A 13,239-nucleotide genomic window follows, 5' to 3' on the forward strand; every position below is an offset into this window, starting at 1 on the left:
CCGCGCCATCCAGAGATCTGCCGCCGTGTCTTCCCCCCGCCGCACCTTCGCGATCATTTCCCACCCCGACGCCGGCAAGACCACGCTGACGGAAAAGCTGCTCTATTTCGGCGGCGCGATCCATCTCGCCGGCGAGGTGAAGGCGCGCGGGGCGAACCGGCGCGCGCGGTCGGACTGGATGAAGATCGAGCAGCAGCGCGGCATCTCGGTGACGTCGTCGGTGATGACGTTCGAACGCGACGGCATCACCTTCAACCTGCTCGACACGCCGGGCCACGAGGATTTCAGCGAGGACACCTATCGCACCCTCACCGCGGTCGATTCCGCGGTCATGGTGATCGACGCCGCAAAGGGCATCGAGCCGCAGACGCGCAAATTGTTCGAGGTGTGCCGCCTGCGCAGCGTGCCGATCATCACCTTCGTCAACAAGGTCGATCGCGAAGGCCGCCCGGTGTTCGAGTTGCTCGACGAGATCGCCGACATGCTCGCGCTCGACGTCTGTCCGATGAGCTGGCCGGTCGGCATGGGCGGCGAGTTCGAGGGTGTGCTTGACCTCGTCACCAACCGCATCAGCCGCCCCGAGGGCGACAGCCGCGCTTTCCTTGGCAAGACCGAGGAGGCGCCGGTGCTGTCGGAACGCTGGAGCGAGGAGATCGAGCTGGCGCAGGCCGGCTATGCCGCCTTTGATGCCGAGGCGTATCGCAACGGCGACCTGACCCCGGTCTATTTCGGCTCCGCGCTCAAGGATTTCGGTGTCGCCGAGCTGATCGGCGCGCTCGCCGAACATGCGCCGCCGCCGCGCGCACAGCCCGCCGAACCCGCCCCGGTCAGCCCCGACAACGACGAGGTCACCGGCTTCGTGTTCAAGGTGCAGGCGAACATGGACCCCAACCACCGCGACCGCATCGCCTTCATGCGGCTGTGCTCGGGCACGTTCAAGCGCGGCATGAAGCTGACCCCGTCGGGCAGCGGCAAGCCGATCGCGGTCCATTCGCCGATCCTGTTCTTCGCGCAGAACCGCGAAGTCGCCGACGAAGCCTTCCCGGGCGACATCATCGGCATCCCCAACCACGGCACGCTGCGCGTCGGCGACACGCTGTCGGAGCGTGCCGACGTCCGCTTCACCGGCCTGCCCAATTTCGCCCCCGAAATTCTGCGCCGCGTCCAGCTCAAGGACCCGACCAAGACCAAGCAGCTGCGCAAGGCATTGGACGACATGGCCGAGGAGGGGGTGACGCAGGTCTTCTATCCGGAAATCGGATCGAACTGGATCATCGGCGTCGTCGGCCAGCTCCAGCTCGAGGTGCTGCTGAGCCGGCTGGACGCGGAGTACAAGGTCGCCGCCGGCCTCGAACCCGCCCCCTTCGAAACCGCGCGCTGGGTTTCGGCGGAGGACCCCGCCGACCTCAAGCAGTTCATGGACCTCAACCGTGCGGCGATGGCGAAGGACCGCGACAACAATCCGGTCTTCCTCGCGAAGAGCGCATGGGAGGTGAACTACATCGCCGATCGCTACGCGAAGGTCCGCTTCGCCGCGACCCGCGAACGGTAAGAGTCCCAGGTATCGTCATCCCCGCGCAGGCGGGGATCCATGGACGCCGGCGTGTCGGCTCTGTCGGCGAGGCTGGCGTGCAGGGATTCGAAAGGACGGACGCGACGTTGGATCGCGTCCCGTATCGCGTCACCCCACCCAGTCCCGCCGCAATGGCCGGACCGCGAGCAGCATCAGCGCCGCGGCGACCAGATAGAAGCCGAGCGCATAGGTCGTGGCATAGCGCAACGCGTCCGCGCCGTGCACCGCGGTCATCGCGTCCGACAGCCGCCCCATGATGAGCGAACCCAATCCCAGCCCGATCAGATTGTTGATGAACAGGAAGCTTGCCGAGGCGGTGGCGCGCATCGGTGGCGGCACGAGGTGCTGGACCGCGGTCGTCACCGGCCCCAGCCACAGGATGTTGAGGCCGTGCGGGATGAGGAACAGGAACCACGACAACGTCGGCGAGCCGCTGGTCAGGCCCGCGGCGAACAACGGCACGGTTATCAGCCAGGCGATCGCGGGCAGCTTCGCGTAGATGCCGCGATCCGTCGCCCCCAATCGGTCGGCGAGCCAGCCGCCGCCGAACACGCCGATCGTCCCGCCGATCAGCAGCAGCGAACCGATATATTGCGACGCGGTCAGCAGCGAAAAGCCGAACGAGCGGATCAGCACCGACGGCACCCAGAAGGCGAGGCCATAGCCGCACAGCGAGCTGAACGACGCGCCGAACGCCATCAGCCAGAAACTCGGCTTGGCGGCGAGGATGCGGAACACCGCGCTTACCGATACCCGTTCGCGGCTGACCGCGGCGGGATCGAACATTCCGCGCGGCGGCTCCTTCACCACCAGCCGGAACAGCGGCGCGATCACCACGCCGGCGACGCCGACGGCGATGAACGCCCAGCGCCAGTTGACCGCGCTCGCCAGCATGCCGCCGAGCAGCGCCCCCGCTGCCAGCCCGACCGGGATGCCGAGCGAGTAGATCGACAGCGCCCGCGCCCGCTGCTCCGGCGGGAAATAGTCGCTGATCATCGCATAGCTCGGCGCGACGCCCCCCGCCTCGCCGACGCCGACGCCCAGCCGGAAGGCGAAGAACTGCCAGAAACCGGTGGCGAGGCCGCACAGCGCCGTGAACGCGCTCCATATCGTGAGGCTGATCGTGATGACCCAGCTGCGGCTCGTCCGGTCCGCGACCAGCGCCAGCGGGATGGCGAGCGTCGAATAGAGCAGCGCGAAGGCGATGCCGCCCAGCGCGCCCAATTGCGTATCGGAGAGCCGCAGCTCCGCCTTGATCGGCGCCACCAGGATGCCGAGGATCTGCCGGTCGAGGAAATTGAAGGTGTAGACCAGCAGCAGCATCGCCAGCACCAGCGCCCGGTAACGGGGGCTGGCGGCGGGGAGGGGCGGGGTCGTCGGCGATGGCCTCGTCATGCGCTTCCCTTGCGGACCGGTGCACCCCGGAACAAGCCCGGGGTGACGGGGAGATCAGAACTTCGCCGCGATGCTGGCGAACACCTGCCGCGGATTGCCGTAGAAGGCGGTGGCGATGCCTTCCCTGCCGAGCGTCGGGACATAGCCGCTACCGTTGGTGATCGGCTGGTTGGTCGCGGTCAACGGCGTGCCGGCGATATCGGACTTGATATATTGATAGCCCGACGTCTTGTAGCGCTTGTCGGTCAGGTTGCGGCCGTAGACGCCCACCGAATAGCGCCGGTCCTCGCCGAAGGCATAGGTGATGCCGGCATCGAGCAGGGCGTAGCGCTGCTGGTCGAGAAACGGGCTCGCCGTCTCGAACTGATGCGTCAGGCTGCGATAGGACAGCGTCGAGTTGGCGGTCAGCAACCCGCTCGCCACCGGCAGATTGCCGGTCAGCGTGCCCGACGCGGTCCAGTGCGGCGTGTTCTGGAAGACGCGGACGTCGGCGACGTCGGTGCCGGTCGGACCGATGAAGCGGCGATAGCGCGCGTCGATATAGCCGAGCGTCCCGCCGAGCGCGACCGACGAGCCGATACCGGCGAAGTCGCGGGCGAGGATCGCATTGCTTTCCAGCTCGACGCCCTTGATCCGCGCCTTGGCCGCATTGGTGGTGATCCCGCAGAAGCTCTGCACGCCGTTTTGCAGGCAGCCGACCGACCCCGGCACCTGCACGTCCTTGTAATCGGCGTAGAAGCCGGCGATCGCCCAGGTCAGCCGGCGATCGAACGCCGACCCCTTGTAGCCCGCTTCATAGCTGATGACCGTTTCCGGATCGAACGACAGATAGTTGTAGATGTCCTGATACGTCCGCCCCGCCGCCGGGTTGCTGATCGGTGCGACGCTGCCCGACCCGCGCGGATCGAAGCCGCCGCCCTTGAACCCTTCGGAATAGGACAGGTAGAGCAGGTGATCCGCCGTCGGCTTGAAGCTGACCGAGGCGCGCGGGGTGAAGCGCTTGTAGGTCGCCTTGCCGCGGAAATCGGTCGCCGGTGCGCCGACCGGGATCGGGGTGCCGCCGAATTCCGGGGTCAGGCCGAGATAGCTCGCCTTGAACACGTAGGACTTGCGCTCGTCCCACGTATAGCGCCCGCCCAGCGACAGGCTGAACTGCGGGGTGAAGTCGAAGGTGAAATCGCCATAGACCGACGACGTCTCGGTGCGGACGTCGCCGGCGGTATAGGCGTTGAACCCTGGCAGCGTCGTCGACAACAGGACGCCGAAGCCGGTCGAGGCCTTGGCGCCGAGATAATAATAACCGAGCAGGCCGTTGAGCCGGTCGGAGGCGTAGAGGAGCTGGAATTCCTGGCTGGTCTGTTCGTTGCGATAGATCGCCGGCACGTCGACATCGACCGCCGGAAGCGCGTCGAAGTCGATCGGGGTGAAGCTGTCGTCCTTGCGCCATGCGCTGATGCTGCGCAGCGTCAGGCTGTCGGTGAGCTGCGCATTGGCAGTCAACGACAGGCCGCCACCCTTGATGTCCTGCCGCGGGAAATTGAGGCCGGCGCGGGTGTCGAACACGTCGGCGAGCACCGGCGCGCCCGAGGCGAGGCCGGGGATCAGGCGATGGCCGTTGCGCGGATTGCTCCTGTCATGGGTATAGTCGCCGGTGAGGCGTACGAACAGGCGGGTGTCCGGGCTTTCGAATTCGATCGTGCCGCGCCCGGCCCAGATGTCCTTGTTGTAATTGTCGATGTTGAGGTTGGTGTTGCGACCGAACCCGCCCCGGCTCAACCGCGCGCCGGCGACGCCGACCTTAAACAGCTCGCCGATCGGCGCGGAGAGGGCGACGATGCCGTCGGCCTGGTCGTAGGACCCGTAATTGGCCTTGATCCGCACTTCGGGCGCATTGGGCAGGCGTTTGGTGACGTATTTCACCGCGCCGCCGATCGTGTTGCGGCCATAGAGCGTCCCCTGCGGCCCGCGCAGCACCTCGATCCGGTCGACGTCGTAGATGTCGAGCACCGCCGCCTGCGGCCGGTTGAGATAGACGTCGTCCAGATAGATGCCGATGCCCGCCTCGAACCCCGGCACCGGATCCTGCTGGCCGACGCCGCGGATGAAGGCGGCGAGCGTCGAGTTGCTGCCGCGCGCGGTCTTCAGCGTGGTGTTGGGGCTGACGTTCTGGAGGTCGGTGAGGTCGATCGCCCCCGACTTTTCGAGTCGATCGGCGCTGAAGGCGGTCACCGCGATCGGCACGCTGAGCAGCGATTCGGTGCGGCGGCGCGCGGTGACGAGGATGTCGCCGGTGTCCGCCTGGGGAGCGTCGCTGGTGTCGGGTGTCGTCTCGGCCGCTGCGGAGCCGGTCTGGCCGCTGGTGGCGGTGTCGGCGGGCGCGGTCTGCGCGATCGCCGGGCCGGCGAGCAATGCCGCGGCGGCTGCGCCGAGCATCAGGAACGTGGACGTACGCGCCTTCATGATAATCCCCTCCTCCATGGCGCCGCGTCCGGTAGTCCCGGGTTGTACGCCTGTGACGAAGCCTATACTGAAACCTGAACCAGGATTCAACTTGGGATGTGCCGGGGGAGGCGATGGACGTGAAGGGTGCTGACGGGGAGCTGTCCGGGGGCGGCAGCGGCGGGGGCGCGGACAAGACGCCACGCACCGCGCGCGGACGCCGGACGCTGCGCGCACTGCTGGATGCGGCGGCGCTGGAGTTCGGCGAGCGCGGGTTCCACGAGGCGTCGATCAGCGCGATCACCCGGCGGGCGGGCGTGGCGCTGGGCAGTTTCTACACCTATTTCGATTCGAAGGACGCGGTGTTCCGGGCGCTGGTCACCGACCTGTCGGCGCAGGTCCGCGACCATGTCGCCCCGGCGGTGCGGGCGGCCGGGGACGGCATCGCCGCCGAGCGGGCGGGACTGGCATCGTTCATCGGCTTCGTACGCGAACACAAGGAAATCTACCGGATCATCGACGAGGCGGAGTTCGTCGATGCCGACAGTTTCCGGCTGCATTATGCGACCACCGCCGAGCGGATCGAGCAACGGCTGCAGGCGGCGGCGACGCGCGGCGAGGTGCGCGGCGACGTATCCGACGTGCATGCCTGGGCGGTGATGGGGATGAACGTGTTCCTGGGGCTGCGCTTCGGCGTGTGGAGCGACGAGCGCGGCATCGAGGAGGTCGCGGATCAGGCGGCGCGGCTGCTCCGCGAGGGGCTGGCGCCGGGACGGGAGTGAGGCGGGATCAGGCCGCCTGTTCGTCCTGCCGCAGCGCGAGTGCCAGCGCGTCGCGGATCGCCTGAAGCGCGGGCAGCGGCGAGGGGATGGCAGCGGCCGGCCGGTCCCGCTCGGCGAGCAGTTGCTGGACACCGCGGATCGTATAGCCGTCGCGGTTGAGCAAGTCGTCGATGCGGCGGACGAGGACGATGTCCTCGGGCCGGTAGTAGCGACGGTTGCCGGCCCGGGTCACCGGGCGCAGTTGGGGAAAGCGCGTTTCCCAATAGCGCAATATATGCTGGGGGAGGCCGGTTTCGTCCGAAACCTCCCCGATCGTCCTGAACGCTCCGCTCGCCTTGGGCGTGCCGGAGGGCATGGAGGTCAGCTCGAGGTGACGATGCGTTCGCGCATCATCTGGCTGGCGCGGAAGGTGAGCACGCGCCGCGGTGCGATCGGCACTTCCACCCCCGTCTTCGGATTGCGGCCGATCCGCTCGCCCTTGTCACGCAGGACGAAGGTGCCGAAGCCGGAAATCTTGACGTTTTCGCCCCGCGACAGGGCCTCGCACATCTCGGTCAGAATCTGCTCGACGAGCTTCGCCGAATCTGTCCGGGATAAGCCGATCTGACGATGCAGGGCTTCCGAAAGGTCGGCCCGCGTCAAAGTGCCCGCGGTAGTCATCAACACGCTTGCCCCACTCCATCCATAAGAATGTCCCTGAGGCAGGTTACACCAGAGCAGACATGTCCGAAAGTGACTTTCTTTCGCCGATATGGAACAATATGCGCGTGGGCAGCAGACGAGTCAAAAACGGACGACGGCGGCACCCCAAGTGAATCCGCCGCCCATCGCCTCGAGCACGACGATCTGGCCCGGCAGGATGCGGCCGTCGCGGACCGCGGTGTCGAGCGCCAGCGGCACCGATGCGGCCGAGGTGTTGGCATGCCGGTCGACGGTCACGACGACCTTCTCCGCGGGCAGGCCGAGCTTGCGGCTGGTCGCATCTAGGATGCGGGCATTGGCCTGATGCGGCACGACCCAGTCGACGTCGTCCGGGGTTAGCCCGGCGATGACCAGCGTTTCCTGCATCACAGCGGCGAGATTGACGACGGCGTGGCGGAACACCTCGCGCCCCTTCATCCGCAACTTGCCGACGGTGCCGGTCGTCGAGGGACCGCCATCGACGTAGAGCAGGTCGTTGTGGCGGCCGTCGGCGTGAAGTTTCGTCGCGAGGATGCCGCGCCCGGTGGCCGCGTCGCTTTCCTGCCCTTCGAGCACGATCGCGCCGGCGCCGTCGCCGAACAGCACTGCGGTGGTGCGATCCTCCCAGTCGAGGATGCGACTGAACGTTTCCGCGCCGATCACCAGCGCGCGGCGGTGGATGCCGGTGCGCAGCATCGCATCGGCGACCTGCACCGCATAGAGAAAGCCCGAACAGACCGCGGCGACGTCGAAGGCGACGCAATCGTCGATGCCGAGCATCGCCTGCACCTTGGTGGCGGTCGCCGGAAAGGTCTGGTCGGGGGTGGCGGTGGCCAGCACGATCAGGTCGATGTCCTGCGCGACGAGGCCCGAGGACAGCAGCGCGCCGCGGCAGGCGTCGGCGGCGAGCGTCGCGGTCGTCTCGTGCGGCTGGGCGATGTGGCGGAAGCGGATGCCGGTGCGCTCGACGATCCATTCGTCGCTGGTGTCGAGCCGCTCGGCGAGATCGGCGTTCGAGACGCGGGTTTCCGGCAGCGCCGATCCGGTGCCGAGGACGACCGAGCGGATCATGCGGCTTTCTTTTCGAAATTGCCGAGGTCGTCGGCGATGCGGCGGGTGAGGTCGGCGCGCACCATCTTGGCGGCATTGCCGATCGCGGTCGCGACGCCGCGCTCGTTGGCGCTGCCGTGGCTCTTCACGACGATGCCGTTGAGGCCGAGAAAGACCGCGCCATTGTGGTTGTTGGGGTCGAGGTGATCGCGCAGCAATTCGGTCGCGGGGCGCGAGATCAGGAAACCGACCTTCGAACGGACCGACGAGCTGAACGCACGCTTCAGGAGGTCGGCGACGAAGCGCGCGGTGCCCTCGGCGGTTTTCAGCGCGATATTGCCGGCGAAGCCGTCGCAGACGATCACGTCATGGTTGCCGCGGGCGAGTTGATTGCCCTCGACGAAGCCGGTGAAGGTCAGCGGCAGATGCGTCTGCCCCTTGAGCACCGCGGCGGCGTCGCGGATCTCGTCCGTGCCCTTCTGGTCCTCGCTGCCGATGTTGAGCAGCGCGACGCGGGGCGATTCGAGGTCCATGATCGTGCGGGCATAGGCCGCGCCCATCACCGCGAACTGCACGAGGTTGCGGGCGTCGACCTCGGTATTCGCACCCAGGTCGAGCATCACGACGTCATTGTCGCCGAGCGTCGGCAGCGGTGCGGCCAGCGCGGGGCGATCGATGCCGGGGAGCGTGCGCAAGGCGAGCTTCGCCATCGCCATCAGCGCGCCGGTATTGCCCGACGACACGGCGGCGCCGGCGCGGCCCTGCTTCACCAGATCGATGGCGATGCCCATCGAGGTGGTCTTGGACCGGCGGATCGCCTGGCTCGGCTTGTCGCTCGACCCGACCGTTTCCGGTGCGTGGACGATCTCGCTGTGCTGGCTGAGGTTAGGGTGGGTCTTCAGCTCCGCCGCGACCCTGGCCTCGTCACCCACCAGGAAGAAGCGCATGCCTTCATAACGCCGACGGGCCGCAGCCACGCCGGCGAGCATGACCGCCAGCCCCTCGTCGCCGCCCATCGCATCGACGGCGATCCAGGAATTGTCGGGCATGTTCAGCGCTTATCCGGATGGGAGGGGAGGGGGTTAGCCCTCGACCGAGACGATCTCGCGGCCGTTATAATGGCCGCAAGCGGTGCACAGGTTGTGCGGACGCTTGAGCTCGCCACAATTCGGGCACTCCTGGAACGACGCGACGGTCAGCGAGTCGTGACCGCGACGCATGCCGCGCTTGGAGGGGGAGGTCTTTCGCTTGGGGACGGCCATTTCGGCACCTTGTTCTTAAAACGACATAAGGAATTCCGAGACGTCCGACGGAGCGTACGCGCAACCGACGGACACGCCGGCCGCTGCACGCCACCGACAACCGGACGCATCGCGAAGCGCGGGCCTATAGCGAATTTCGCGAACCGTGCAAGCTTTGCGCGCCCGAACCGCGGCGCCGATCGACATTCCGGCGCGTCGGCGTCGCCGGATGCCAATGCTGCGCTATGCCGCCAGCGCGGCGTCGCTGACGAACATGTTGTGGCGGCGTTCGTGGGCGAAGGTGCTGGGGTTGCCGTGGCCGGGGATGAAGGCGGTGTCGTCGCCGAGCGGCCACAGCTTGGTGACGATCGTCTCGATCAGCTGCTTGTGATTGCCGCCGGGCATGTCGCTGCGCCCGACCGACCCCTGGAACAGCACGTCGCCGACTTGCGCGAACTTCGAGGGCGCGTGGTGGAAGATGACGTGGCCGAGCGTGTGGCCGGGGGTTTCGTAGACGTCGAGGCTGAGGTTGCCGACGGTGACGGTGTCGCCCTCGACCAGCCAGCGGTCGGGTTCGAAGACGACGCCGGTCATGCCGCAATTGCGGCCGTCGTCGTCGAGTCGGGCGAGCCAGAAACGGTCCGCCTCATGCGGCCCTTCGATACCCACGCCCAGGTCGGTGGCGAGCGTCTTCGCCTCGCCGGCATGATCGATATGGCCGTGGGTGAGCAGGATCTTCTCGACCGTGACGCCGGCCTGCGCCACCGCGGCCTTGATCCGGGGCAGGTCGCCGCCGGGATCGACGATCGCCGCCCGCATCGTCTCGGTACACCAGATCAGGGTGCAATTCTGCTGGAAGGGCGTCACCTGGACGATGGCGGCGCGCAAGGCTGGCTCGGTCATGGCCATGAAGATAGGCGGACGGGCGGGAGACGACAATCGCCGCTTGCACGTTGCGCATGGCCCCGTGCATTTGGCGGGCGATGCTGACCGCGCCCTATGTGCTGCTCGACGATGCCCGTGCTGGTGGGGCGGGGGCGCGCCTGTATGCCGATCCGGTCGAGATCGTCGTCGCCGAGTGGCTGGACGACGTGGTGCCGGCGCTGGCGCGGCTGCGCGCCGCGGCGGGTCGCGGGCTGCATGCGGCGGGCTATCTGACCTATGAGGCGGGGGCGGCGCTGATGCCGCGCGGGTTGCCGGCGCGCGCGGTGGACGGGCCGTTACTGTGGTTCGGGCTGTTCGAACGCTATCGGGCGATGACCGCGGATGCGGTCGCGGCGCTGCTGCCCGATCCGGCGGGGGCGTGGGCGGCGCGGCCGTGCCCGCGGATCGATCGCGACGTCTATGACGCCGGCCTGACCACGGTGCTGGAGATGATCCGAGCGGGCGATATCTATCAAGCGAACCTGACATTGCGTGCGGACGTGGCGGTGGCCGGCGATCCGGCGGCGCTCTATGCGCGGCTGCGGCAGGGATCGGCCGCGGGCCATGGCGCATTGATGGCGACGGGGGACCGGCATGTGCTGTCGCTGTCGCCCGAACTGTTCTTCGCGCTGGACGAAGGGCGGCTGACCTGCCGCCCGATGAAGGGGACGGCGACGCGCGGCGACACTGCGGAGGAGGATGCGGCGCGGGTGATCGCGCTGGGCGCGGACGCCAAGCAGCGCGCCGAGAATTTGATGATCGTCGACCTGATGCGCAACGACCTGTCGCGGGTCGCCGTACCGGGCAGCGTCGCGGTGCCGGCGCTGTTCACGGTCGAGACCTATCCGACCGTCCATCAGATGACCTCCACCGTCACCGCGACGCTGGCCGAGGGGCGCGATGCGGTCGACGTGCTGACCGCGCTGTTCCCGTGCGGATCGATCACCGGCGCGCCCAAGCAGCGCAGCCTGGAGGTGATCGCCGGGGTCGAGAACGCCGGCCGTGGCGTCTATACCGGGGCGATCGGGCGGATTGATGCGGCGGGGGATGCGGCGTTCAACGTGGCGATCCGCACGCTTACGATAGAGGCGGGGACGATGGAGGCGAATGGGTCGGTCGCCGAACTCGGGCTGGGATCGGGGATCGTCGCGGACAGCCGTGCGGACGAGGAATGGGCGGAGGTGCTCGCCAAGGGAGCGTTCGTCACCGCGGGGCAGCGGCCGCTCGACCTGATCGAGACGATGGCGTTCGATCCCGAACAGGGGATGCCGCTGCTCGACCGGCATCTGGAGCGGATGCGGGCGAGCGCGCTGGCGCTTGGCTTTCGCTTCGACCGGCATCATGCGCGCAACGAATTGCAGGCGGCGACCTTTCGTCTGCGCGAGGCGGCGCGCATCCGGCTGCTGCTGGCGCAGAGCGGCGCGATCGCGATCGAGGTGGGGCCGGCGCCGGCGGCGTTCGACCGGCCGCTGCGGGTGGCGGTGGTGCCGTTGCCGGTCGACACCAGCGACTATCGGTTGCGGCACAAGACCAGCGACCGCGGCTTCTACGATGCGGCGCGGATCGCGGCGGGGACGGACGAGGTGGTGTTCGTGCGGCCCGACGGGCTGTTGACCGAGGGGAGCTTCACCTCGCTGTTCGTGCCGGGGAGCGATGACCGGCTGCTGACGCCGGCACTGACGGCCGGCCTGCTGCCGGGGGTGCTGCGCTCACAATTGATCGATTCGGGGCAAGCGGCAGAGGCTAATCTGTCGCAGCACGACCTTCCGGAGCAATTTTTCGTCGGAAATGCGCTGCGCGGGCTGATCCCGGCGGTTGTTGCGGTTGCGAAATCGGGTGCGCTGTCGCTATAGGCCCGCGCGTTCCCTTCGCCATAAGGCCCGTGTCCATGAAGCCCTCCGCCGCTCTCGGCCGTATCAGCCCGTCCCCGACGCTCGCCATCACCAGCCGCGTGCTGGACCTGAAGCGCGCCGGCGTCGACGTGATCGGGCTGGGCGCGGGCGAGCCGGACTTCGACACGCCCGACTTCGTCAAGGAGGCGGCGATCCAGGCGATCCGCGACGGCAAGACCAAATATACCAACGTCGACGGCACGATCGAGCTGAAGCAGGCGATCGTCGCGAAGTTCGCACGAGACAACCAGCTGACCTACACCACTGACCAGGTGACGGTGAACGTCGGCGGCAAGCACACGCTGTTCAACGCGATCGTCGCGACGGTGGACGCGGGCGACGAGGTGGTGATCCCCGCGCCATATTGGGTGAGCTATCCCGACGTGGTGCAGTTCGCGGGCGGTACGCCGGTGTTCGCGGTCGCCGGACCGGAGCAGGATTACAAGCTGTCGCCGGACGCGCTGGAGGCGGCGATCACGCCGCGGACCAAATGGGTGATCCTCAATTCGCCCTCTAACCCGACCGGCGCGGCCTATACGGTCGACGAGCTGAAGGCGCTGGGCGCGGTGCTGGCGCGGCATCCGCACGTCTGGATTTTCGCCGACGATATGTACGAGCATATCGTCTACGACGGCTTCCGCTTCGCGACGATCGCCGAGGTCTGCCCGGACCTGTACGAGCGGACGCTGACCGTGAACGGCTGCTCCAAGGCCTATGCGATGACGGGCTGGCGGATCGGTTTCGCCGCAGGCGCGCCGTGGCTCATCAAGGCGATGGCGAAGCTGCAGTCGCAGTCGACCAGCAACCCCTGTTCGATCGCGCAGGCGGCGGCGGTGGCGGCGCTCAACGGGCCGCAGGATTTCCTGAAGGAGCGCGCCGCGGCGTTCCAAGGGCGGCGCGACCTGGTGGTCGGCATGCTCAATGCGATTCCCGGCATGCACTGTCCGACGCCGGAGGGCGCCTTCTACGTCTATCCGTCGTTCGCCGAGCTGATCGGCAAGAGCACGCCGTCGGGGCGGGTGATCGATACCGACGAGGCGTTCGTCGGCTATCTGCTCGACGATGCCAAGGTGGCGGCGGTGCAGGGCGCGGCGTTCGGCCTCTCGCCGGCGATGCGGATCAGCTATGCGACGTCGGACGCGCTGCTGCGCACGGCGTGCGAGCGTATCCAGCAGGCGTGTGCGGACCTGAAATAGACCGCGAGACCGGCCGGATCGGCCGAACATTACGCCCGATGAACGGCGCGGCCACGGCGCGTTAAT

At 67.8% G+C, this 13,239-nt stretch carries 12 protein-coding genes; 4 read left to right on the forward strand and 8 right to left on the reverse strand.

All coding sequences use genetic code 11. The annotated features are described in order from the left end of the window. Positions 1-25: 25 nt before the first annotated feature. Complete coding sequence (locus AC1RTO_RS16065) at positions 26-1,552, forward strand: peptide chain release factor 3 (RefSeq protein WP_493161802.1); 1,527 nt, start codon at positions 26-28, stop codon at positions 1,550-1,552. 129 nt (positions 1,553-1,681) lie between these two features. Here AC1RTO_RS16065 and AC1RTO_RS16070 read toward each other — a convergent pair whose 3' ends face one another. Together AC1RTO_RS16070 and AC1RTO_RS16075 are read right to left on the reverse strand one after the other, a co-directional pair. Then, on the reverse strand, positions 1,682-2,968 hold the full coding sequence (locus AC1RTO_RS16070) for a spinster family MFS transporter (protein WP_493161803.1): 1,287 nt from the start codon (positions 2,966-2,968) through the stop codon (positions 1,682-1,684). 54 nt (positions 2,969-3,022) lie between these two features. Next, positions 3,023-5,428, reverse strand: a complete 2,406-nt coding sequence (locus AC1RTO_RS16075; protein WP_493161804.1) for a TonB-dependent receptor — start codon at positions 5,426-5,428, stop codon at positions 3,023-3,025. 113 nt (positions 5,429-5,541) lie between these two features. Between AC1RTO_RS16075 and AC1RTO_RS16080 the strand changes: the two genes are divergently transcribed. Further along, positions 5,542-6,189 (forward strand): TetR/AcrR family transcriptional regulator, encoded by a 648-nt coding sequence (locus tag AC1RTO_RS16080; protein ID WP_493161805.1) that lies wholly within the window; start codon positions 5,542-5,544, stop codon positions 6,187-6,189. 7 nt (positions 6,190-6,196) lie between these two features. Here AC1RTO_RS16080 and AC1RTO_RS16085 read toward each other — a convergent pair whose 3' ends face one another. The 6 genes from AC1RTO_RS16085 to AC1RTO_RS16110 form a co-directional block, all read right to left on the reverse strand. After that, positions 6,197-6,544, reverse strand: a complete 348-nt coding sequence (locus AC1RTO_RS16085) for a MerR family transcriptional regulator (protein WP_493161806.1) — start codon at positions 6,542-6,544, stop codon at positions 6,197-6,199. A gap of 5 nt (positions 6,545-6,549) precedes the next feature. After that, positions 6,550-6,849 carry an integration host factor subunit alpha gene (locus tag AC1RTO_RS16090; protein ID WP_293873795.1) on the reverse strand — a complete coding sequence of 100 codons (300 nt, stop codon included), beginning with the start codon at positions 6,847-6,849 and terminating at the stop codon, positions 6,550-6,552. Between the two features lie 123 nt (positions 6,850-6,972). Then, entirely contained in the window at positions 6,973-7,941 is a 969-nt protein-coding gene (locus tag AC1RTO_RS16095; RefSeq protein ID WP_493161807.1) for a beta-ketoacyl-ACP synthase III, read from the reverse strand. Then, positions 7,938-8,969 (reverse strand): phosphate acyltransferase PlsX, encoded by a 1,032-nt coding sequence (gene plsX, locus AC1RTO_RS16100; RefSeq protein WP_493161808.1) that lies wholly within the window; start codon positions 8,967-8,969, stop codon positions 7,938-7,940. Before plsX ends, AC1RTO_RS16095 begins: the two co-directional genes overlap by 4 nt. Before the next feature lie 33 nt (positions 8,970-9,002). Continuing rightward, the gene (gene rpmF / locus AC1RTO_RS16105; RefSeq protein WP_254289098.1) at positions 9,003-9,182 is read right to left on the reverse strand and encodes a 50S ribosomal protein L32; all 180 of its coding nucleotides are present in this window, start codon (positions 9,180-9,182) and stop codon (positions 9,003-9,005) included. A 222-nt stretch (positions 9,183-9,404) separates the two neighbouring features. Beyond that, entirely contained in the window at positions 9,405-10,064 is a 660-nt protein-coding gene (locus AC1RTO_RS16110) for an MBL fold metallo-hydrolase (protein ID WP_493161809.1), read from the reverse strand. Between the two features lie 56 nt (positions 10,065-10,120). Between AC1RTO_RS16110 and pabB the strand changes: the two genes are divergently transcribed. Further along, on the forward strand, positions 10,121-11,938 hold the full coding sequence (gene pabB, locus AC1RTO_RS16115) for an aminodeoxychorismate synthase component I (protein ID WP_493161810.1): 1,818 nt from the start codon (positions 10,121-10,123) through the stop codon (positions 11,936-11,938). A 35-nt stretch (positions 11,939-11,973) separates the two neighbouring features. Continuing rightward, a complete protein-coding gene (locus AC1RTO_RS16120) occupies positions 11,974-13,173 on the forward strand; it encodes a pyridoxal phosphate-dependent aminotransferase (RefSeq protein WP_493161811.1) in 1,200 nt (399 codons plus the stop codon). Positions 13,174-13,239: the final 66 nt, after the last annotated feature.

Source organism: Sphingomonas sp. GW821-FHT10F09 (assembly GCF_058809195.1).